This window comes from Paenibacillus sp. LHD-38 (assembly GCF_031157315.1).
Taxonomy (GTDB): domain Bacteria; phylum Bacillota; class Bacilli; order Paenibacillales; family Paenibacillaceae; genus Pristimantibacillus.
Map to the genome: position 1 here is coordinate 161300 of NZ_JAVIFU010000009.1, position 24550 is coordinate 185849.

13 protein-coding genes, 2 pseudogenes and 1 riboswitch are annotated in these 24550 nt (G+C 48.8%); of the genes and pseudogenes, 3 read left to right on the top strand and 12 right to left on the bottom strand.

The features are described from left to right. Positions 1-9 precede the first annotated feature (9 nt). Entirely contained in the window at positions 10-756 is a 747-nt protein-coding gene (locus RCO25_RS10225) for a glycerophosphodiester phosphodiesterase (RefSeq protein ID WP_308996073.1), read from the top strand. Beyond that, positions 753-1955, top strand: coding sequence for an SLC45 family MFS transporter (locus RCO25_RS10230; protein WP_308996046.1), 1203 nt, complete (start codon positions 753-755; stop codon positions 1953-1955). The genes RCO25_RS10225 and RCO25_RS10230 overlap by 4 nt, the downstream gene beginning before the upstream one ends. A 93-nt stretch (positions 1956-2048) precedes the next feature. On the opposite strand, the gene RCO25_RS10235 is transcribed toward RCO25_RS10230, so the two are convergent. The 6 genes and pseudogenes from RCO25_RS10235 to RCO25_RS10260 form a co-directional block, all read right to left on the bottom strand. After that, entirely contained in the window at positions 2049-2915 is an 867-nt protein-coding gene (locus RCO25_RS10235; RefSeq protein ID WP_308996047.1) for a YitT family protein, read from the bottom strand. 362 nt (positions 2916-3277) lie between these two features. Further along, positions 3278-4015: pseudogene (locus RCO25_RS10240) on the bottom strand (GerAB/ArcD/ProY family transporter). Further along, positions 3912-4814, bottom strand: a pseudogene (locus tag RCO25_RS10245) (spore germination protein). Before RCO25_RS10245 ends, RCO25_RS10240 begins: the two co-directional pseudogenes overlap by 104 nt. Positions 4815-4989: 175 nt before the next feature. Then, the gene (locus RCO25_RS10250; protein WP_308996048.1) at positions 4990-5268 is read right to left on the bottom strand and encodes a hypothetical protein; all 279 of its coding nucleotides are present in this window, start codon (positions 5266-5268) and stop codon (positions 4990-4992) included. A 72-nt stretch (positions 5269-5340) separates the two neighbouring features. Further along, a complete protein-coding gene (locus RCO25_RS10255) occupies positions 5341-7080 on the bottom strand; it encodes an ABC transporter ATP-binding protein (RefSeq protein ID WP_308996049.1) in 1740 nt (579 codons plus the stop codon). A gap of 4 nt (positions 7081-7084) precedes the next feature. Next, the gene (locus RCO25_RS10260; protein WP_308996050.1) at positions 7085-8791 is read right to left on the bottom strand and encodes an ABC transporter ATP-binding protein; all 1707 of its coding nucleotides are present in this window, start codon (positions 8789-8791) and stop codon (positions 7085-7087) included. A gap of 203 nt (positions 8792-8994) precedes the next feature. Further along, positions 8995-9073, top strand: a riboswitch (ZMP/ZTP riboswitch). Between the two features lie 62 nt (positions 9074-9135). Between RCO25_RS10260 and RCO25_RS10265 the strand changes: the two genes are divergently transcribed. After that, positions 9136-9981 carry a bifunctional 5,10-methylenetetrahydrofolate dehydrogenase/5,10-methenyltetrahydrofolate cyclohydrolase gene (locus RCO25_RS10265; RefSeq protein WP_308996051.1) on the top strand — a complete coding sequence of 282 codons (846 nt, stop codon included), beginning with the start codon at positions 9136-9138 and terminating at the stop codon, positions 9979-9981. A gap of 1502 nt (positions 9982-11483) precedes the next feature. On the opposite strand, the gene RCO25_RS10270 is transcribed toward RCO25_RS10265, so the two are convergent. The 6 genes from RCO25_RS10270 to RCO25_RS10295 form a co-directional block, all read right to left on the bottom strand. Next, positions 11484-12425: a DNA-binding transcriptional repressor DeoR gene (locus RCO25_RS10270; protein WP_308996074.1), complete on the bottom strand. Its 942-nt coding sequence runs from the start codon at positions 12423-12425 to the stop codon at positions 11484-11486. Between the two features lie 185 nt (positions 12426-12610). Further along, the gene (locus tag RCO25_RS10275) at positions 12611-18265 is read right to left on the bottom strand and encodes a 5'-nucleotidase C-terminal domain-containing protein (protein ID WP_308996052.1); all 5655 of its coding nucleotides are present in this window, start codon (positions 18263-18265) and stop codon (positions 12611-12613) included. A gap of 421 nt (positions 18266-18686) precedes the next feature. Next, a complete protein-coding gene (locus RCO25_RS10280) occupies positions 18687-20459 on the bottom strand; it encodes an ABC transporter ATP-binding protein (RefSeq protein ID WP_308996053.1) in 1773 nt (590 codons plus the stop codon). Between the two features lie 12 nt (positions 20460-20471). After that, entirely contained in the window at positions 20472-22214 is a 1743-nt protein-coding gene (locus RCO25_RS10285; RefSeq protein ID WP_308996054.1) for an ABC transporter ATP-binding protein, read from the bottom strand. A gap of 412 nt (positions 22215-22626) precedes the next feature. Then, positions 22627-23670 (bottom strand): anthranilate phosphoribosyltransferase, encoded by a 1044-nt coding sequence (locus RCO25_RS10290; protein ID WP_308996075.1) that lies wholly within the window; start codon positions 23668-23670, stop codon positions 22627-22629. 15 nt (positions 23671-23685) lie between these two features. Then, positions 23686-24303 carry an ANTAR domain-containing response regulator gene (locus RCO25_RS10295; RefSeq protein ID WP_308996055.1) on the bottom strand — a complete coding sequence of 206 codons (618 nt, stop codon included), beginning with the start codon at positions 24301-24303 and terminating at the stop codon, positions 23686-23688. Positions 24304-24550: the final 247 nt, after the last annotated feature.

Here is a 24550-nt window from a genome sequence, read left to right on the forward strand (position 1 = left end):
GTGACCCTTATCAAAAACGTGATCAATTTCGCTCACCGCGGCGCAAGCGGCTGCTCCCCGGAAAATACACTGGCTGCATTTCAGAAAGCGCTTGAACTGGGCGCTACAGGTATCGAGACCGATGTTCAATTAACCAAGGACGGGCGAATTATCGTCATTCATGATGAATCCTTGGCAAGAACCGCAGGCTTAAACAAGCTTGTAAAGGATACGGATTATGATGAGCTCGCAGCCCTAGACGCTGGAAGCTGGTTCGCTCCAGACTTCCATGATCAGCGGATACCTACGCTTGAGCAGCTTCTGGAGCTGCTCAAGCCTACCGGGATTGTTCTCAATATTGAGCTCAAAAACGGTGTTTTCCCCTATCCTGGGATCGAGGAGAAGGTCATCCAAATGGTTCGTGCCTACCGCATGACAGAACGCGTTATTTTATCAAGCTTTAATCATTACTCGCTTGCGCTTTGCAAGCAGCTTGCTCCTGAAATTCGTACAGGGGTTTTGTACATGGAAGGACTGTATCGTCCTTGGAATTATGCGGCATCTCTTCAAGCCGATGCGCTGCATGCCTATAAATTAGCGGTAACGCCGGAATGGGTCGCAGAGGCGTCCGCGCACGGCATCGCCTATCATCCTTTTACCGTAAATAATATGGCCGAGATGGAGAGACTTGTCGAGGCCGGCGTGAATGGTATCATTACCGATTATCCTGATCGCCTGGCGGAGATGCTGGCAAAGAGAGGAGCAAGCACAGAGTGAAAAAAACATGGCTGCTCGGGTTCGGTTTCTTCAGCATCAGCATCACATGGGCGCTGTATAACGCATTTGTCCCTTTTTTCCTCGATAATTTTTTGAAAAGCACCGCGCTTATCGGGTTTATGATGACGATCGACAATTACTTTGCATTATTCTTACAGCCATGGATCGGCAGCCGCAGCGACCGCACGAACAGCCGTTTTGGCAAAAGAATGCCCTACCTGCTTATCGGCATGCCTCTCGCCGCACTGTTTGGCGCTTTGATCCCGTGGCATATCAGTTTGCTTACTTTAGTCTTGTTCATGGTCTTGATGAACCTGTCGATGAGCCTGTACCGTTCACCTGCCGTCGCGCTTATGCCGGATATCACGCCTGACAGCAAACGGACCCAAGCAAACGGCATCATCAATTTCATGGGCGGTATCGGCTCCATTATTGCTTTTGCCGGGGGCTCGTTTCTTTACGTGAAGCATGCTTCACTGCCCTTCCTTACCGCATCCGTATTAACGCTGGTCTGTCTTGTCATACTCTTCGTTACGATTAAGGAAAAACGCGATTCGATGGGCTACAATGTAACCGAGGAGAAGACCAAAATATCCTTTAAAGGACAGCTGACCCGTCCAACGATTTTTCTGCTTGGAGCGATTTTTTTCTGGTTCCTTTCCTATCAAGGCGTTGAAGCCTTCTTTACCTTATATGGAAAAAATCATTTGCAGCTGACCGAAGGGCAGTCATCCTTCTCGCTTGCCTTCTTCTCGCTCGCCTTTGTGCTTGCCGCCATTCCAAGCGGCCTGCTTGGCAACCGCTTCGGCAAGAAGCTTATCATCACCCTTGGCGTCATCGGTCTCGTCGTGATTTTCGCCGCTATTTCGTTTGTTGACGCGCTGCTCCCGCTCCGGGCACTGCTCCTAGCCGGCGGAATATGCTGGGCCATGATTAATATCAATTCCTACCCCTTCATCGTTTCACTCGGAAAAGAGCAAAGCATCGGTACGCGCACCGGTATCTATTATCTAATATCCTCGCTCGCCGCTATTGCTTCGCCGCCGCTTATGGGCTCCTTGATTGATCTGTTCGGCTACTCGGTATTATTTTATTTCTCATCGGGCGGTATGGTTATCGCACTGCTCTTTCTGCTTGGGGTTAAGGATAAAGGCTTAGCACGGTCAGCCGACGAAGCGGCAGCAACGACAAGCCTTTAAATACAAACGGCTGCCGCCGTCCTCCTTGGCAAAAGCACAAAAAAATCCGGCTTCGCGTCTTTTAAGACGCTGCCGGATTTTTTTGATAAGTAATTAGTGAATGCTGCCCTTACTGAAGCCGCCGCCCATGACGTCGGATACATGCTCGATGGCAATAAAAGCATTCTCATCGATAGATTGCACAATAGATTTTAGCTTAGCCAGCTCCAGACGGGATACCACGCAATAGATCATTTGCGTCTCATCCTTCGAGTATCCGCCTCGGGCTTGAATCAACGTTGTAGTGCGGCCAAGCCGATCAATGATCGCTTGCGATATCTCTTCGTATTCGGATGAAATAATCGTAACCGATTTGGATTCATCGAGACCTTCCACGACGATGTCGATCAATTTAATAGCGATATAGTATGTAAACATCGAATACATAGCCGAATCCCACTCAAAGACGAAACCGGCGACTACAAAAATAACCACGTTAAAAATCATGATAATCTGTCCGACCGGCATGCGCAGCTTCTTCGAAATGAGAATCGATACAATCTCCACGCCATCGAGCGATCCGCCGAATCGAATCGCAAGACCGACGCCCACTCCCAGAATAAGTCCGCCGAACAATACTGCCAGCAGTTTCTCCTCCGTGAATGCTTCAACATGATGGAGCAGCGACGTTGTAACGGACATGACAATAATGCCATACAACGTCGAGATCGCGAAGGTTTTCCCTATTTGCTTATAACCGAGAATTAGAAACGGTACGTTTACTACGAACAAGAACACGCCTAGGGGAATCGAAGTTAAATGCGCCAGCATAATCGAGATTCCGGCAATGCCTCCGTCGATCACGTTATTGGGCACTAGAAACAATTCCAAGGCAACGCCCATTAGAACCGAGCCGATCGTAATGAATATAAATCGTTTGAAAATTTCTAAAGATGATAACCCCTTATGTACTTTCGCCAACAGCTCTACCTCCATTTTATCTTATTCTATCCTTTAACCTTAGCACAAAATTGGAATTTTCTCAAAAATGCATGTACCCCGTTTAGAACATATGCCGCATACTCCCGTCCATATTCCGCCACAATAACGACAAGCTGTTACAGCAAAAAAAAGGAGACTTGCCATGAAGGTGCCACTCATTATTATCGGTTATGCCCTAGCAAATTTAATTTACGATTACGTCATGAACCTCTTTGACGGAATGACTTATCTTGAAGCATGGCTTGGTCTAGGCACGTATTTCCTTATGCTTTCGACTCCGGAATACTTGATGATAATTTTCAGCATATTGGTGCTGATTCTAAGCATGTTCAACCCCGCCATCATGCGGCGCTTTGCTTCTTCTTCCGCACCAAAGCAACGATTAACAGCAAGATCGGGATCGCCGTCTGAAAAGGGAAAGCCACGTAAGGGTTGATAATATAGCCTTCAATATAATTTTCTACCGAATTTTCCGCAACCATAATCGAGGAAAACAAAATGATAATGCCAAGCGGAATCGCAATGACCTGTATCCCCTTCAGCTTCCACAAATCGGTCACGGCCATGACAGCCACGTAAAAATAGATCACCGCTTTGAAAAAATAACTGATGACCAGCGTTGATATCGATATGCCATCCATTTTCTGAATAAAATCCCCGATATTGATTTTCGAAGTGGTGGCCATAAACGGTATCGTCGATCGGCTAAGCAGATCCGGTCCAAGCACCGAAGCGTTAAGCGCCATCGTTTAGCTTAGCACCAGTCCCGAGAAGATGGCGGCCATGACCCCTATCCGTACCACTGAGCCCGTTTTTTTTGTATCGACATACGTATAAAACATCATGATAACGACCAGCTCGGCATAGGGCAGGAAATAAGTAAGCAGAATCGAGATAATGACCGTTTTCCACCCATTTTCGAGTAGGGGCAGCATGTTGTTCACATCAATGATATCCGAGAAAATGACGAATAAATTACCGAGCACCCCCAGAACCACCATGACGATAAAAAAAGTAACGATTGTCCGCGTCATGGCTTCTATCCCTTGATAGACAATATAGATCATTGCAATCGCCATTAAACATAACTGTCCCGTCCATTAAATGTCCGACGACGCCATCGGGCCTCTCCGTATCGTAGATCGTCGGAAACGGCGTAAACCTCGAATCCATGAGATGTTTTTCAATCGTTCCGGATTCTAGAACCCCGTCCTCCCGAATGGCGTTAAGCCGCTTCCGCAGCTCCTGAATAATTTTCTCGTCGGCAAGCCCGTTAATATACACCACCGCGACATCCGTTTCCGTCAAATCCCCGATCGTAAACATTACAAGCCATAGGTTCTCATTTTTAACCCGGCGGCGTATTAAGGAAATGTTCGTGCTGAACGATTCCGTAAAGCTGTCCTTAGGCCCGCGAATGGTCACCTAGGTCGTCGGCTCAGAAATCGCTCGCCATTCCATCCCTTGCGTAAATACAATAACAGCCTCGCTGCTGCCTTCTACAAAAATAATCAGGTCACCCGTCACGACGGCCCGAATGACCGTTCTCCAGTCCATTGATTTGGCTGCGCTGCCGATCAGCGATGACTGGGCCATCACCCAGTGCAGCGGATTGAAATGATCCCCTCGATCCTGATCGCAGGGCCTGCTCTCATCGAATAAATTCGTAATCACATCATCAATGGCTTGCCGATTAGAGAGATTGGCATTGTAGACAACTGCCGCAGTCAAGCTCGGATCGACGCTTCGTGTGTAGTGCCGCATCACATAATCAGGGCTTTGACCAACCATTTTATAGAGATGTTCGATATTCAGTTTTATTTGCTTGACCAGCAAGGTTTCGATACCGGCTGTGGTTTGAACATCCGCTTGCGCCATTCCATCACCCCATGCCCAAGTATTCCCGGGAAAAAATGGGAGTATGCGCTATGTCTGCTCTCCCGCATATTATCTGACTGATTCGTTAAAACAGCAGCGCAAAAAGGGACCGCCTCCGCAAGCCGCAGCTTGGAAGCAGTCCCTTTGACAGTCTGTATTTATTACATTCATTCAACTAATCGACGTAGCCGGCAAGTCCCTTATCCATCAAATAATCCATCTCAGCGTCCAAGATCGATTCAACGATCAGCTCGTTCGACTTCACGTCAGGGCGGCTCAGCACATAATCAACCAAATCATCGCCGTCGATGTCTACCTCGCCGTTTTTGTCTTCCTTTGCACTGTTAATATAAGCCTGCTCATGCTTCAATACCAGCTTTATCAGCTGCTCGTCCGCATTGGTTTCGCTTGCTATATACTGCACTAGCTCTTGCTCGTTTAATTGTTCACTCATCGTTTGTCATCTCCTAATCGTAGCGCTTGTCTCATTGTACCACATTCATTCCGCCCGCATGGGCTGGACAAGCTAAGCGTTTTGTAAAAATTGATTGCCGTGCAGCTGATAATAAAGCCCTCTTCCGGCAAGCAGCTCCTCATGGCTGCCGCTCTCCGCGATTTGGCCGTCTTTAATGAACAGGATCTTATCCGCATGACGGATCGTACTCAATCGATGGGCAATCACGAAGCTGGTTCTTCCGCTTAGCAGTTTTTTCATCGCCTCTTGGATTTGAAGCTCGGCAAGCGTATCGACGCTGCTTGTCGCTTCATCCAATATGAGCAGCGCGGGATCTCCGAGTATTGCACGCGCAATGGTGATAAGCTGGCGTTGTCCGTGGCTGACGTTGCCTCCTTCGGCTGTCAGCTCCGTGTCATAACCTTGAGGCAGCTTGGCAATGAAGCTGCTTGCATTCGCTTGGACCGCCGCGGCCTCCACCTCTTCGTCCGTCGCATCCAGCTTGCCGTAACGGATATTTTCGCGAATGGTCCCCGAGAACAGATGGGCGTCCTGCAGCACGATGCCGAGCTGTCTCCTAAGACTATTTTTGTCCAAGGAGCGAATATCCTCATCATCTATTAAAATTTGTCCGTCTTTGATTTCAAAAAACCGGCCGATTAAATTAATAATAGTCGTCTTGCCCGCCCCGGTAGGTCCAACTAACGCAATCGTCTCCCCCGGCTTGGCTGTAAAACTGATGTTGTTCAGTGCTGCCGTTCCATCCTGATACTCAAAACGCACATCGCGGAATTCCACTTTGCCGGCAATCGAATCGATCTGCTTGGCCTTTCCTTCTTCTTCATATTCGGATGGAACCTCCATCATTTCGAATACCCGCTCCGCTCCCGCAACGCCGGACTGGATCATGTTGTATTGGTTAGCAACTTCATTTAGTGGTCCACTGAATTGCCTCGAATAACCGAGAAAACTAATAATTACGCCTACGGTTGCTTGGTCATGCACAGCAAGCCAGCCGCCGACTCCTGCGATGATTAAATAGCTGATATGGCCGAACATATTCATGAACGGCCCCATGGTGCCGGAGTAGATCTGGGCCTTGATGCCGACTTTCTTCAGCTTTGCGTTCGCAGCGCTGAACTGCTCAGCCATCCGCTCTTCCTGATGAAATAAGGCTACTACCTTCTGACCGGATATCGTCTCCTCGATAAAGCCGTTAAGCCCTCCCAGCTCCTGCTGCTGGCCTTTAAATTGCCGCTGTGTCGCCTTCGCGATTCGTTTTGACACGAATACGATCAGCGGGATGACTACAAGCGCAACCAAAGTGAGCCACACATTTAGAAGCAGCATCATCGTGAAGGAGCCGATAAGCATAATCACGCTCGATATAATTTGAATCAAGCTTTGGTTTAGCGTATTCGTAACGTTGTCGATATCGTTCGTTGTACGGCTCATCAGCTCGCCGTGGTTTTTACCGGCAAAGAAGGGGATAGGGAGCTTTTGCAAATGATGAAACAAATCCTTGCGTAAGCTCCAAACCGTGCGCTGCGATACTTCCGCTAAGAAAAAAGCCTGCAGCCAACCGACCACGCTGCCCGCAGCGTATACCCCGAGCATAAGCAGGCAAATTTGAAGCAGGCCGTCATATTGCTTGGCAACGATATAATCATCAAGTGCGGTTCCGAGTAGATAAGGGCCTGCAAGCGTAAGCCCCGCAGCAGCAAGCGTAAGTAACATGACCGTCAGAAGACTGGTTTTTTGATGAAATAAATAATAGCCAATTTTTTTTAATGTCGCCAAAGTATGATTCATCTGGTTATGCTCCTTGCTGGGATATGGCCATTTGCTGGTAAAGCTTGCTCCCTTGAAGCAGCTCGCCATGCGTGCCGATCGCTGTGATTTGACCGTCCTCAAGCACGATAATCCGATCCGCCTGCTGCACGGATGCGATCCGTTGTCCGATAATGAGGCAGGTGCTGCTCTTCATAATCGTTTGCAGCGATTGCCGGATGAGCAGATCCGTATTCAGATCAACTGCGCTTGTGCAGTCGTCAAGGATGACGATCTTCGGCTTCAGAAGCAAAGTGCGGGCTATCGATAAACGCTGCTTTTGCCCGCCGGATAGATTGACGCCCCGCTGTCCGAGTACGGTATCATAGCCGTTTTCCAGCTTCATAATGAAAGAATGAGCTTCGGCCGCTTTTGCCGCTGCTTCAACTTCTTGCTGCGTTGCATCCGGCTTTCCGAAGCTGATATTATCCCGAATCGTGCCGCTGAACAAATGAGCCTGCTGGAGCACCATGCCGATTTGGCTGTGAAGCACATAGGGATCCATCTCGTTAATAGGCACGGAATCAATGCTCAACCGGCCCTCGGTAGCTTCATAAAAAGCCGGGATAAGGCTGACGAGCGTCGATTTCCCCGCTCCGTTCACACCGACGATCCCTATCGTCTCTCCCGGCTCAGCAGTGAAATCAATATCACGCAATACCGCTTTCTCCAAATTCCCGTCATAGCTAAAGCTCACTTGCTCAAAAGAGATTCGGCCTTCTCGAATGGGCTTCGGCTGCTGACGGGATTGCCGGTCATCCTTCTGATGGTCGACAGGGAGTTCCAGAATCTCATTAATACGGTCCGCCGAAGCTTTCGCCCTGGATATGGCCATCAATTGATTGCCGAGCCCTAAGGTGGAGAACAACAGCTGCGTAATATAAGTTAGAAACGCTGCTAGGCTGCCTACAGAAAGTACTCCTTGTTCAGAGAGCATGCCCCCATACCATAACGCTGCTACGATGCTAAAATTCAGTATGATCGACATAAGCGGCGTATTAAGCGCAACGATTTTTGCAGCTCGCAAACTGGCATGCAGTAAATTCGAATTCGTTTCATCAAAGCGCTTTTCCTCGTAATCCGCGCGGACAAATGCTTTGACCACGCGAATGCCTGACAAATTTTCCTGCATAACGGTATTCACTTGATCAAGCCGCTGCTGCATTCTCGCGAATAGCGGAACCGTTATCCGGGTGGTAATGACGAGAAACGCAGCCAGCAATGGAATCATCGCCAGCAAAATAATTGATAGGCGCGGACTGATCATGAATGCCATGATCAAGCTTCCGATAATAATGAACGTATCCCGTGCAAAAACACGGAGAATTAACAGCACTAAGCCCTGTATTTGCGTGACGTCTCCCGTCAAGCGGGTCACGATGGACCCTGAACCGAAGCGGTCAAGCGACTGAAGCGACAAACCCTGTATCTTTTGAAACAGCTCCTGCCTCAAATCCGCTCCAAAGCTTTGCGAAGCTATCGTCGCAAACACGGTGCAGCCTACGCCGGCAACTAAACCGACAAGCGCCGCCAGCAGCATTTTCGGCGCGGTTGCCGCAATCGTACTCAGCTCGCCGGCGATAATTCCATCGTTCACGATGCTTGCCATAAAGCGCGGCTGCAGCAGGTCCATGCATACCTCCAGCAGCATGAATAACGGTGCCAGCACGGCCGGCAGCTTGTATTTCTTCAAAAATCTACCCAGCTTTAACACGTATGCACCTCGATCTCCTATCATTTTGCGAAACTGAAAATAAAGAGGGCAGCGGCTCTGCACCCTCCAGGTAGAGTAATTATAGCATCCCTCGAATCGTTTCCCCACTCCTAAATCCAGAAAGCCTATGCGAATGGACTCGTTTTTTCACGCAGGAACTGTTAAAATGAAGCTAACATCAAAAAGCTGTGCGTAACTGGCGGAGCATGGGGAACCATGAGGAAGCGCGCAGATCATTAGCCGTACGCCTGGGCAAAGGTAAGGGGTCATTCCCCTTGCCTTTTTATGTTTTTCGATAACCATTCGAAGGAGCTGGGTAAAGGATGACGGACAAATTGATTTTAGACGGCGCACGTGTGGCAGATGCAATTAAAGAGCAGTTGAAAACTAGAGTGGAAGCACTCGGGGCCGCAGGCATTGTGCCCTGCTTGGCGACGATACTAGTCGGAGATGATCCTGCTTCCGAGACCTACGTTCGCATGAAAGGAAATGCCTGCAGAAGGCTTGGCATCGAGTCGAAGCGCATCCATTTGGATAGGTCCATTTCGACCGAGGATTTGATTGCTGTCATCACGCAGCTGAACCGTGATCCGCTCGTTCACGGCATCTTATTGCAGCATCCTGTGCCGCATCAGATTGATGAACGGGCAGCTTTTGAAGCGATAAGCATTCAAAAAGACGTGGATGGCGTGACTGCGCTCGGCTTCGCTCAAAATGCTTTTGGCTATGCGGACTACCCGTCCTGCACGCCTGCCGCCATCATGGCTATTCTGGATTATTATCAAATCCCGATTGAGGGCAAGCATGCCGTAGTCGTCGGGCGCAGCCCGATTCTGGGCAAGCCTGTTTCGCTGATGCTGCTTAACCGCAATGCAACAGTGACAACCTGCCATTCCAAAACACAAAATCTGGCGGATATGCTGAAGCTCGCAGATATTGTCGTCGCCGCGGTCGGCAAACCGTCTTTCATCCAAGGAGAGTGGATTCGCGAAGGGGCAGTCGTGCTTGATGCCGGCTACAACCCGGGGAACGTCGGGGATGTCGATTATGAAGCATGCCTAGCGAGAGCCAGCGCCATCACTCCTGTCCCAGCAGGTGTCGGGCCCGTCACAATCGCTACGCTGCTGAAGCATACGGTTGATGCCGCGGAGAAGCTCGCTCCAATGTAGCTTGGTAGTTTTATAGTTTGTGCAGTAGATTGTTTCGCAGCAGCTAAATAGTTTGGTTCGTGCAGCAGAATCCCGCTCATCTGGAATGTTTCCTGGCTACGCTGCAGTTTCTACAACAGAAACAGCGAGTTGAATTGTTTATTGGTGGAGTCTGCCCTCAACTGCGGAGCTATTTGGTTATGTTGAGGTTTGTGCATCAGAATCCCGCTCATGCGAGAGGTTTCTTGGCTACGCTGCAGTTTATACAACAGAACCACCTTCAGACGAGCTGATTCTTGACTACGCTGCAGTTTTTACAACAGAAACAGCCTATCTAGACTCATTGTGGTCTTCATAGGCTGTTTCTGCTGTATTTTCTACACTGTAGCGCTCCATCATGCTCGCAGAACCCGGTTTCTACTGCACAAAGTACAATATAGTAACTAGTAACAACCGGACGCAGCTCGACATATAAGCAAATCATAGGTGAGCAAATGAGAGTTAAATTGTTTATTGGTGGAGTCTGCCCTCAACTGCGGAGCTATTTGGTTATGTTGAAGTTTATGCATCAGAACCCCGTTCATGTGAGCTGTTTCCTGTCTACGCTGCAGTTTATACAACAGAAGCACCTTCAGATGAGCTGTTTCCTGTCTACGCTGCATTTTCTACTACAGAACCACCCTCAGATGAGGTGTTTCTTGACTACGCTGCAGTTTTCACAACAGAACCAACCTCAGATGAGGTGTTTCTTGACTACGCTGCAGTTTTCACAACAGAACCAACCTCAGATGAGGTGTTTCTTGACTACGCTGCAGTTTTCACAACAGAACCAACCTCAGATGAGGTGTTTCTTGACTACGCTGCAGTTTTTACAACAGCCTATCTAGACTCATTAAGGTCTTTATAGGCTCTTTCTGCTGTATTTTCTACACTGTAGCGCCCCATCATGCTCGCATGACCCGGTTTCTACTGCACAAAGTGCAATGTAGTAACTAGTAACAACCGGAGGCAGCTCGACATATAAGCAAATCATAGGTGAGCAAATGAGAGTTAAATTGTTTATTGGTGGAGTCTGCCCTCAACTGCGGAGCTATTTGGTTATGTTGAGGTTTGTGCATCAGAATCCCGCTTATGCGAGAGGTTTCTTGGCTACGCTGCAGTTTATACAACAGAACCACCTTCAGACGAGCTGATTCTTGACTACGCTGCAGTTTTTACAACAGAAACAGCCTATCTAGACTCATTGTGGTCTTCATAGGCTGTTTCTGCTGTATTTTCTACACTGTAGCGCCCCATCACGCTCGCTAGACCCGGTTTCTACTGCACAAAGTGCAGCGTAGTTGCCGTCTACGTCTAGCACGTTGTTTCGCAGCAGCGCAGCTGTGTCTAGCTCATTGCAGCTACTGTCTAGCACGTTGAGTTGTATCTACTTAGCTCCCTGCCGTCTAACACATAATTTCACAACGACTTAGTTAGTCGGATTTCGTTGCAGCAAGCTGATTCGTTCCCCATATCTATGTAATCTACATATCCCGCTCCAGCAAATATCTGCCCGTAAACTGATCGGTAATCAGTACGTTCGTATACCCCCCGCGCAGCGCACCATATATACCGTTCACCTTCTTCACTCCGCCCGCTACCAGAATCGACTGTTCTTTGCGCTTCAACTCATCGAGACTGATGCCGATTGTGCGCTCATTGAGCTCCTCGGAGCAAATGGCCCCCGTCATATCAATGTAACGCGAGCAAATATCGCCTGCAGCCTTTGAGCGGATGATGTCCAGGTCCGAATCCGTGAAATAGTTCGCTCTAATTAATACCGAATCCTCGGTTGGCGCTCCTACGGTTACAACAGCGATGTTGGACAGCTTTCCCAGCTCCAAAATATTGCGAATGTGGCGGTCCGACTCTATTGTCCGTTTGACAATCTCATGGTCGACTAGCGCGGGAAGCAGAATAAAGTAAGGAATCGTGTGGAATGCTTTGCCGAATAAATGAACGATTTCATACGCATAGGTATTCGTTTCCGAATGGCTGACCCCTCCATTTAACTGCACGACCTTTACATCGCGAACAGGCTTATCTTTAAGCTGAGTGGCCATTTGAAAAAGCGTCGTTCCCCAAGTCGTCGCAATAATGTCGCCGTCTCTCACCGTATCATATAAATAGGCTGCCGCCGCTTCGCCGATATATCGTTTCACAATACTGTCCTCGTATTGAGGCACGGAGACGATAACTGCTTTTTTCAGCCCAAACTTGGACTGCAGCCGGCCCGCAAGCGCAAAATTGTTCTCATTAGGATGAACGATTTTGATCTGAACGTACCCCTCATCCTTTGCCTGCTGAAGAAATCTGGATATCGTAGGGCGAGATACACCCAGCTTCTGCGCAATTTCCTCCTGATTATAGTTCAGTTCATAATACAGCCTTGCCACATCGATCATTTTGCTCAGCTTATCATCCATTCGATCATCCGCCACCCAAACTCAACTCTTTCTATGTAAGACTACCGCTCTCTTTATTTCCACAAAACTATAGCAAAGCAGCTTTAAAAACACAATAACATCACCTCAACTTCCCCCTGCAAAATAAAACGTTCCACCCCACTCATTGCAAAGTGGAATGGAACGCCTCTACACCTTTATGAAACTCAGCTCTTCCCGTAATTTAGCGCCGCCAATATTAGCGTAACGACCTCTGCTCTAGTAGCGTTCACTTCCGGCGCAAACCGGTTGCTGCCGGTGCCATTAACAAGACCTGCCGTCTGTGCCGCAGCAATATACGGTCTTGCCCATGCCGGAATGTCGCTCACATCCGCAAAGGTTGGCTTCGCATTCGGATCAATCTCAATACCAAGCGCGCGAACGAGAATAACGGTCATCTCCGTTCTAGTTAAGGCGCTTCCCGGCCTTATTGTATTATCCTCGTAGCCTGTTATGATTTTATCTTCAATCAACTGGGCGAAGAAGGAGCGAGCCCATACAGGAACCTCACCCGCATCCGCAAAATCCAACTGGCCTTCCGTTGATTCTAGCTGAAGCGCTCTGCCGACCATCGTAATAAACTGAGCTCTTGTCGCCGTTTCACCCGGATGGAACGTGCCGTCTCCATATCCTTTTACAAACCCGACTTTCACGGCTTCTTCAATGGCCTTCGCTGCCCAATGGCTGCCTACGTCACTGAATTCAATTTCCGTGCCCCCTCCGCCCGGCGTTGGTGTTGGTGTCGGCGTTGGCGTTGGTGTTGGTGTTGGTGTCGGAGTTGGATTCCCTCCGCCGTCACCTGGAAGCGTTTGGCCGAGCAAATCCGTAATGCGGCCTTCCGTTCCAATATTGATCGTACCGAGATTCGTCAAATGCTCCCAGAACACTTCATAGTCTACGATATTCAGCTCATGCTGGCGTCCAGCGTCCTTCGCCTGCTTCATCGCGCGGTAGAAGTCGCCGCCATTCGCCATAAAGGAGTTGGTTGCCACAAAATAATAGCCATTCACATCAATCGGGCTGTAGCTGCCGTCCGCATTTTTAATTTCTACTTTGACGATGCGGCTGCCCGCTTGAATCAATTGCCCATTCGCATCAAGCACTTCTGCTTGCTTCTTGGAATCGTAATAATAACGCAGGCCCGACACTTGCGGAAAACGCCCTTGTCCCGTTTCGACTCCGCTCACGCCGTTTTCCAGCGCCGCAATGATTTCTTGCCCCGTCATGCGCAGCGCCGTAAGGTTATTGCCAAATGGCATGACCGTCAGCAATTCGCCGAGCGTAATGTCGCCATCCGTTTTGCCTTCCGCGGTTTTCTTAATGGATGCGCGAATGCCGCCTCCGTTTTGAATCGCAACAAAGCCTTTTACTTCATACTTCTGCAAATCCGGATTGCCGCTGACTAGGCTTTTTACTTTAGCGACCATGCCGTCTGCCATCAAATTGCCGAGATTCGTTTCCTTGGCGCGAACGTTGGTGCGTTCGCCATCCAGCAGCACATTCGTTTTTCCGATGATTTGACGCTGGATCTCAGCTACTCCTGCTTGGTATGGCTTCAGCATCTCCGTAGCAACCGGGTCTGCCGCAAATGTGGCAATGTCCAGCAGCTTGCCGTTCCATTTGGTAAGAACGCCTGCATCGTTAAATTTCAGATCCAATCTTCCTAAATATTTATTGTATTCCTCTGCTTGCACGACCAGCGTAGGTTCGCCGTCAGCATGGAGTACCTTTGGCGCATCCACTTTCGTGTGGCTGTGTCCGCCAACGACAACGTCGATGCCTAGAACTTTCTCGGCAAGCACGAGATCAAAATCATGGCCCAGGTGAGTCAACGCTACGATTTTGTTGATGCCCTTGTCCTGCAGCATCTTGACCGTTTCCTTCGCCTTCGCGATATGTTCCTCGAATACGATATTATCGCCTGGCGATGCAAGAAACTTCGTGTCCTCGGTCGTTAAGCCGAATACTCCGATTTTCTCGTCGCCCTCTTCCAAAATAACCGCGTCATAAATTTTCCCTGTTTCCGCAGATTCACCGATTGCTTGTTCGGATACTAACCCGCTGATCTCGGATTCCTTACTGAAATCAATGTTCGAGCTCACGAACGGGAATTTTGCTTTTTCCACAAAATCAGCCAGTACCGAAGGCCCTTTATCGAATTCATGATTACCGAATACCATGGCATCGTATCCGAGTTTATTCATGAACTCCAAATCCGCTTGGCCTAAGTATTTATTGAAGAACAGCGTACCCGAGAATACGTCTCCCGCATCGAGAAGGATCGAGTTAGGTGACGTACTGCGAACCTGCTTAACCGCGGTGAATCTTTTAGCTACATTTGCCAGGTTAGCATGCGAATCATTTACATGCATTATCGTCACAGCCAAGCCAGAAGTAAAATCAAGCTGCGCTAGGAGCGGATCATGATCGCTCACTCGTCCTTGCTCTGCTGAAAAATTAGCATTAACATGAACAACATCGACAACAGCGTTATTCCCTGTCTTCTTATCCACCAAAATATGATCTAACGTTTGCGAATTTCCGTCATAAATATACGAGTATCGTTCCGAAACATCCAGCTTATCGACCAAATTTGTCAATTCCGAGCCCTTTAGCTTATTCAATGTACCGGAGAATTGAAAATCATTAAAATCGCCAAGCACCACTACGCTCGCCTGAGCATCTTTTGCTTGAAGCTCGTTGACGAAACTGTTAATAGCTTCGGCTTGCTTCGCGCGCTGGATCTCGCTGCTGCGCACAACCGGTTGGATATCGCCCCACGGTTTGCCGTCGCCGCCTTTGGAGTTCAAGTGATTGGCGATGGCTACTACGCGTTTTCCTTCAAAAAGGAACTCCGCAACCAGCGGCTTGCGGGATGAAGCGAAGGTTGCGGCATCCGCAGAACCGATACGTCCAGGATTTTGCGTCAAGCCTCCATTTCCATCTACCGCTACAGAAGAGGTGTAATCACCCTTCGTACCTGGAGCTAGCGTTACGCGATCGGCTTTGTACAGGAAGCCGACTCGAATATTGCCGCCAGGCGCCCCGCCGTCCTTGTTATTCTCTGGAGCGACATCCGTGTATGAGTAAGTGCCGCCGCCTTTCACCTTAATCGCGTCAATCAGCGTTTGGAAGCTTTGGGAAGCATCCGTAACGCCTGTATCATTCTCGCCGTCATTATCTTGTACTTCCATTAAACCGATTATATCCGGCTGCTTCATGTTAGTCACGATAATCGAAGCAATCTTTGCAGCCTTTTCTGTATTTGCCGCGCTGAAGTTTTCCACATTGAATGTAGCCATCGTCAGCTTTTCTGAATCCATTTCAATGCTTGTCACTTCTTGCACATTCGCACTGCGTTTAATAGATGGTAATGCCTGAGTGGGCATCAGCTTGTAAAGATCGCTTGCGTAATTCATGACGCCGACAACGCTGCCGTCAAAGGCATCGCCTGTTTTAATTTCACTCCCCGCCGGCTTTGATCCGCCTATAAACAGCTTCTGCGGATTTAAGCTGCTGTCTGTCGGATCTAATCCGTCACCCTGCAGCACAATGCCGCCTGCAGCCGTTTTCACCGGATTATTCGCGCCGTTATCAACCGTAACCGGAGTTACAGAATTGGCATACGGTCCCGTAATCGTCGGCTGTTTGAGCTCGACAAGCATGCTTTCCAAACTTTCAAAGAAATCAATCGCATCGATGGCTGGATTAAACACGCCAAAACGGTCTGAATCGATTAGGTTTGGAATGATGCGTCCGCCTGTCCCGATTAAGGCTGCGGCTGGAAGGTCATTTCCGCTTGACAGCTTATTGATCGACTCGGCATTAATTTGAGTGACCGTAAGCGATGGGCTGTTGCCGTATTCCTGCACCGTACCCGTTACAGATACAGCATCCTTTACTACCAAGCCATGCGCCGGCTTGTAGACCTGAATGGCTTCCGACGTGTTAAGATTGTTATCCTTCTCTGCATCGGGCGCTTGCATATAGAAGGAATTCGTAGTTACCGAAGTTATGATGCCCGTGACATTGGAAACCTGTACATTGTTGTAAATCGACTTATGTGACTCGCCTTGAATTTTGTTAATCGCAATCCCATTTGTGTCTTCAAGCACGGTATAGGCAAAAGCGGACACTTCGCTTGTCACTCCGCCTGCCGTAACGACGGCTTTGATGACTGTATTTGCATTTACGATGATCGGAGCCGTGTAAATCGTTCCAGTAGAAGCACTTGGATTGGTTCCGTCCGTTGTGTAACGAATGACGCCGCCCTCAGCCAGCGTGCTTAGCGCAACCGAGCCGCCGGCGTTAATGCCGCCAGACGGGATACTTGCTCGAACGGCTAGACGCTTCTCTACAATGTCCAGCGGAAAGCGGGGAAGAAGCTCCAGTCCGACGCTGGAATGATACGTCATCACACCCGTAACCTGCTCGAACGTTTTCCCTGCGACTAAGGAAGCATCGGAGGAATAGATAATGATTTTACCGCCGCTGGCCGCATCCGTTGCTGTGACTACGCCGCTCGCGACACTTTCAACGGTCAAGTTATTCACTTGAACCAGACGACCTTCGAACTTATTGCGATTTTCGATCGTTTTGCCGAAACTTGTTGAATCTGCAAGGATAGGCGCCGGGACAGGAACAGATCCCGTTACCTCCGTATTTTCTACGCTGGCATTCAGTTGAAGCAAACCCGAAAATTCGCTCAGCGTGCCATATGCCTCAATCTGATCTCCCGGCTCTGCAGAGACGCTGTTTGGAACTCTAACGATGATGCCGTTATTCGCATCCTGAACAAATAGATTTACAAACCCGCCGGAGTCTGCCCTGTGGGTAACGACGCCTCTGAGGGTAACGCTTGTACCGATCGCTGCAGCACGTGCCTCTGCGATTGTACCCAACTCTGAGATGCTGTACGAAAATTCACGCAGCGCGCTGTTCGTTAAGCCATCTTTCTTCGCATACGCATGTACCGTCGTCGGTCCCGTTATGACGATGGATGAAGTTCCCGGCTGATACCAAGTGAAGTCTTCGGGCGCAACCTGTGCATCGCCTGCGCCGTAGACGCTGTAGTAAACGCTGGCGCCAACCGTTGGCGTAGAGAGCTTGACGATCGTGCCCGATTGCACGGCACCAGGGCTTACATCCGCTTCGACCGCTTCTACTCCTTCTGCAATAACGCCATAAGAAGAATTGCGAGGATCTGGCGTCCCGACGGTAAAGTCCGTGCTGTTGTTATCCGTATCGAGCGCTCTGTCTCCGAACGAACTTGATTTCCGAATTGCAGCTGTCAGATTCGATAATGCCCCGACTGGTGCCGTTTCATATTCGGAGGCCGCTGATCCGAAACTGACTAAATCTATCCTCACATCTGTAGTTCCGTCTACTCTAACCAAGTCTACCTTGCCTCTTGTACCGCTTATTGTGAGCGAACCGATTAGGTCAGGCGTTGGTAAATTCATTGTACCGCCTGAACCGGCAGCTTCTTGAATGAGAAAGTAACCTTTGGATTTAATAATGCCGGTTAAAGGGGTCGTATTGCTTGAACTAGAAAAAGCGCCGGTTTCACTCGCGTAGCGAACCTTCCAACCCGTCAAAATCACATCTTCATCCGTAGGGTTGTACAATTCAATAAAATCATTTTTGAACACAGCCCCGCTGTTGCCGCCTCCGCCATACACCTGCGAAATCACCACTACTTTGTCATTTGCAGGCGCTGCATGCACCGGACTCCCGATGCTCCCGAGCGTGCTGCCAGCAACCAGAAGAGCCGCAAGCAGCATGCAGGCTTTTCTTTGAGTTCGTCTAATCAAATTCTGCATTCCCATGTTCCCCTCTCCACAACTATAAATAGTATTACTCGCCTTTGCTAGCTTAGTAAAAATTTGTAATCTCAATATCAAAATGAAATAAAGTTCTAGTAAACATGCACATTTGTTCACAAGCGGCAATAAAAAATCCCTTTACTTCAATACATGCATGCCATCCGAAAGAAGACTATTTGCATAGATGAAGGAAAGGGATCATAGCTTTGGGCCCAAAAGGTAAGGGGCCACGCGAATCGAATGTAATGTAAACTGACATTAAACTTATTGAAGAGTATATATTGGAACAAAAATCCTGTCAATTGGTAGAAAGTATTAGAAAAACAGAGTTAAAAACAGCCATATCCGAACAAAAAAGCTCCGCACACATGACTGTTTATGTCATATATACGGAACCTTAGGCCCTGTTTTGACCGATCTATGCTTCTTTTGGCACACCCGCTCGTTCCACAGTGCCCTTCTCGCCCTTTTGAAGCTGATACATCTTGAAGTACCTGCCTTCAAGGGCCATTAATGCATCATGGTTTCCGCGCTCCACGATCTCACCGCGGTGCAGCACAAGAATTTGATCCGCCTCGCGAATGGTAGACAAACGGTGCGCGATAACCAGCGTCGTCCGGCCTTGGCTGACCACTCGCAGCGCCTGTTGAATAAGGCCCTCCGTCTCGCTATCAATGCTCGCTGTCGCCTCATCCAGGATGAGAATCGACGGATCGAACGCCAGCGCTCTGGCGAAGGAGATAAGCTGCCGCTGCCCCGATGACAGCGTACTGCCGCGCTCAACGACCTGCTCGTCGTAGCCATTGGGCAGCTGCTCAACGAACGGCGCTGCGCCGACGTCCTTTAGCACGCTTTTCACACGGTCGAGTGAAATGTCCTTATTGTACAGACTGACATTAAATTTAATGTCACCCGCAAACAGATACGGATCCTGCAGCACAATTCCCATATGCTTGCGCAGCTCTTGCTTCGAATACGTCGCAATGTTACGTCCGTCAATCGTAATTCCCCCTTTATCCGGCTCATAAAAGCCGAGCAGAAGGTTCATAATCGAGCTCTTGCCCGATCCGGTATGCCCGACCAAAGCGACCGTCTCACCCTTTCGCGCTTCGAACGATATTCGCTTCAGCACATCCTCGCCTTGTTTATAAGCAAAGGTAACATTTTCGAATTTCACGACGCCATCCGGTCTTTTCACCTGATTAACCTCTTCAACCTCCATGCCTTCCATGTCCAATATTGCGAACACCTTCTCCGCGGAAACAAACGCACGCTGCGCATTTGTCAGCTGATCGAAGATACCGATAATCGGTTGAAAAATGCGTCCTAAATAGTCAATAAAAGCATAAAACACACCATACATAATAGCCGTCTCGAGAGAAGCGCGACCAAAATACCAAATGACCATTGCCGTAACCAAGCTACCGATCGTGCCTACGATATTCCTCGAAGATAAAGAGAATACCCGAAACTGTTTGATTTGATTCACATAACGATCCTCATTGAGAACTTCAAACTCCTCAAGCGTCACCTTCTCGCGGCGAAAAGCTTGAATAATCGGCATGACGACGATCGATTCATTGATCATGGCATTCATATCACTGAGCCTAGCGCGCATGACCGTAATGTATTTCTTCGAATATTTCAAATGCACGACCATAATGAGCGCAAAGAGCGGCGGCAGCAGCAGGCAAAACAACGCCAAGCGCACATCTAAGATAAACAGCGCCGTAAAAATGCCGATAAGCTGCACGAAGCTGACAACGAAGGTCGCCATGAAACTCATGAACAGATCACGCACCGCCTCCGTGTCGTTTGCGATTCTCGATACGATCTGACCAATCGGCGTATTGTCAAAATAGCGCAGCGGAATTCGCTGGATATGCCGCATGAGATCCATGCGCATGTTCTGGATAATTTGCAATGCTGTCGATTGCAAGATATACGACTGCGAGAAATTCCCGATACTGGCTACAAGCAGCAATCCCATATATAAGGCGAGAAGCCACAGTACAGGCACTAACTCGCCGCCTCCGGCTGCTAAGTGCTTATCAATAATCGTTTTTATAATAAAAGGACCGCCAAGCTCAGCCCCGACTGCGCTGCAAAGAATAAGCAGGGCGCCGATAATTCTAAACTTATAAACGAGAGCATATGCGAATAGTCTTCTCGCCGTCGATTGCTTTGGCATTCTAGAGCCTCCTCATTCTTCCAAGCTAGCTTCCATTTGCTGCCGTTCCCACTGTTCCTTATACCAGCCTCCGAACAGCATCAGCTCCTCATGCGTGCCTTCTTCAATGATGCGCCCTTCGTTCAGTACGATAATCCAGTCCGCATGACTAACCGCTGAGAGACGGTGTGTCGAAATAAAAGTGGTTTTCCCCTCACGCGCAAGCCTGATATGGTGAAGTATCCGGCTTTCAGTCCGCGCATCCACCGCCGATAACGAATCATCCAGCAGCAAAATTTCAGAGTCAATAAGCAGGGCACGCGCTATAGCCAGGCGCTGCTTCTGACCGCCCGAGAGCATCACACCGTTTTCGCCGACGACAGTTTCAAGCCCTTCAGGCATTTGTGCTATATCCTCCGTAAAGGAAGCCATTTGCACGGCGTGCGCGATTTCTGCCGAAGTCGCATTCGGCTTGCCTAATGCGATATTGTCGCGGATCGTTTTGGATAACAGCAAATGCTCCTGCGGAACATAGGCGATCCAGCGCCGCATTTGATCGATCGCGATCTGCTCCACGGGTACGCCGGCAATAAACAGCTGCTTCTGATCTAGGGGATATTGGCGAAGCAGCTGCTTGAGCAGCGTACTCTTCCCGCTCCCCGTTTTGCCTACGATACCAAGCGTCTGGCCGCGTTCAAGCTGAAAGGATACATCAGCTAGGCTAGGCTGGCTGGCTGTAGGATAAGTAAAGGTAAGCCGCTTCATCTCGATGCGGGTAGGAACTTTAATCGCAATGGGTTTATCTGAATCTTTAAGATCGGGCTTTTGCGTCAGCGCCGTATCCAGACGGTCAGCAGAGGCGCTTCCGCGCTGCAGGACATTGATAAACTCGCCAAAAGAAATCATAGGCCAAATGAGCATGCCTAAATAAATATTGAATGAAATGAGCTGCCCGAGCGAAATCTCATCCTGGAAGACCAGATAAGAGCCATAACCGATCCCAATGGTATAGCTGACCCCGACAATCAACGAAATGATCGGCTGGAACAGCGCATTCAAAATGGAAACCCGCTTATTTTTGAGCATCACGTCTGTCGTCACCTTATTGAAAGCATAAAGGTCATCGTTCTCCTGTACATAAGAGCGGATAACGCGTATGCCTGAGATAGACTCCAGCGCGTGATCATTCATTTTTCCGAAAGAAGCCTGCGCGTCAAGAAAGCGTGTTCTCACTTTTTTGCCCAGTTTACTGATCACGACCGCGAGCAGCGGAAGCGGAATAAGAGCCGCAATCATTAATTTATAGCTTACGAGTGAAATCATCATAATAACGACTACCGAAGCGCCGACAAGCGTGTTCACGAGCGTCATAACGCCATAGCCGGCCGTTTGTCCGATCGCGAGCACATCATTTGTAGCTAAAGCCATAAGCTGGCCGGTGCTGTTGCGCTGGAAAAAGGCAGGCGTCATCCTCGTCAAATTCGCAAGCAGCCGTCCTCTCAGTACCTTCTCGACTAGAGCCGAATTTCCAAACAGCGTCGTAATCCATATGTATACCATGATGTATAAAAATAGGGAAAGGCCGATCAACAGCAGCACCGTCTGCGTCAAGCCCGACGAAGTCAGCTCTCCTTCGCGGATGTGATCTACCGTTTTGCCAATCAGACTGGGCGGTACCGTTGATAACAAGCTGACTAATGCCATAATGCTGACAGCAAGCACATAGCTTCCCCATCTATCCTTAAAAAACCATCGCAATCGATTTACAAAAGACATGATATCCCCCTTTTCACCTTATCAATCTTACGACTTGCTTTATTGAGGCTGCTAGCATAAAACCCATGCATTGGGATCAACAAAGCTGAGGCTTATCCGACTAGCTGCCACTTTTCAGTATAGCAGTTACTACGATCTAATTTCACCTTATTGTGTAATAAAAACCTTCATTTGGGCACAAATATGATTCTGCCTCGTCAGCATTACCCTCGAGATGTTTACGGACAGCACGAAGACTTTGGGTCTCACTTACAAATGCAGCAATACGAAGTAAACGGCTGACGCCGTCCTTGGCGGCAAAAGCTCGTTTCGCGGTGAAATATAAGCAACGTATAAGGTTGAATTTTATACTTTCTTTTATTTTAAAAAAAGGCCTGTGCACAATTGCGCACAGGCCTTTCTATTTCTCCTATTAGCTGTTGCAGGGCTGAGCGCTCTCACTCCGCATGACATTCTGCCATCTGCGGTAAAGCTCCCAAGCTGCGCCGTTGTCGAGCAAATCCTTGCAGACGTAAAGACCTTCCTCAATTGAATCAACCTTCTCCGCCAGCTTGAGCCTCACGGCTGCGTTAAGCATGACTTGATTGGCGAATGCGATGTGTCCGCGTCCTTGCAACACAGCTTCCGTTTCCCGCACCTGCTCCAAAGGCGTCCACTTGATTTCCGGCACGGAGGTTTCCAGGCCGTAAGCGTCTGGATCAATAATGTGAAGCTGCGATTGTCCAGCCTCTACAAAATAGGTGCGGGTCGGCCTTTCGATGAACAAATCCTCCGAGCCCTCCACCCCTTGAACGATGAGCGCCTTCTTATAAGCCAAGTTGTTCGCTAATTTGGCCATACGCTCAAATACGGTATTATGATAAACCCCGAATATTAAATAAGGGGAATGTGAGTAATCGATTAGCTTCTCCGCCGTATTCAGCACCGTTCGCATGCCTAGCTCAATCCGGATCGAACGCAGCGCTTTAAGCGGAGGACACCATTCCTCCGCGGGCACGTAAAGCACACCTGTTTCCGATGCGGCTTGGATAATGCGATCCCGGGAAAGCAGATCGGCATCGATACCTGATTGCTTCAACAGATCATGCAGCGTGATGCCCCATTTTGGCGGCAAGGAGGCCGCTCCGTGAAGCGTAATCGGCAATCCTGCAGCCGCAAGAACAAACGCGGTAGAAAATGTCGCAAAAAATGATTTTTTTCTGCCGTCATACGGCCCTGCACAATCAAGCCCCCGTTGGATAGGCGCACGCTGCGCATGCTTGCGGCATACGTTTACGAAAGCTTCAATTTCTTCAACGTTTTCCATTTTTATACGTTCAGCAATGAAAAAGGCGCCTATTTGCGCCGGGGTTGCCTTTAAATCAAGGATAGCGTTAGCCGCAAGCAATGCTTCATCATAGGTGAGATCCCGCGCCCCCCTTTTTCCCCGGGCTACTTCCTTTAATAGGTTGATCATCATCGCAAAGCCCCCTTATTTTTGATCCTGAAGGATTTGATAGACCTTAACGATCGATGTCGCCACATCCACCATGCGTTTACGCTCGTTCATAGCCTGCTTCCGCAGCACATCGTAAGCTTCCGCTTCAGAAATATTTTTAATTTTGCACAAAATGCCTTTTGCCATATCAATCCATTTCCGTTCCTCAAGCCTTCCTTCCAGCTGCTTCCGTTCATTTATCCACTGCAGCCTCTCGAAGCATTGCTTGGAGCCAAAATGAAGAGCCCAGTGAAGTTCTTGTTCACTCATCGAAGGCGTAAGAATGCCATCCACTTGAATGTCATCCTCGCAAAATGCTGCCGAACGAGACGCCGAAGCCGCGCTGCACCACCATAACAACGGAACGGTTTTTTGCTTCAACAGCTTTGCTCTCCATAACTTCACTTCATTAAGAGGCATATGAAGCACGACTGCGTCTGCGTTGTTCATTTGCAACTCAGCCTTCTTCTCGTCACCTGCACGAAGCACCTGATAACCATAGTCTTCTAATAAATACTTTGGCGTTTGTTTCTTGGAAAGCTGATCCGATTGAGGGTCCGCCATTGCCACCTCGTTTGCCGCACGATGTTCGACCACTAACAAAGAACGCATTTAGAAGTGCCCCCTCCTATTCGACTTTTTGTGAACTCAGCACAAGCCGATACATTTGTGATTATATATAACATACAAAAGTGTAAATTGTCACTAGCCAAGTTTTTTCATCGATTTTCATGTTAACTATCTTGACATGAACTCTGAATTCATTGTATATTTATGTTATCATATTCATAATATTCACGAGTACAACGGTGTACTCGTTTAAAGCGGCAAAGAAGCCTGCTTTCGTTTTCCTAGGGGA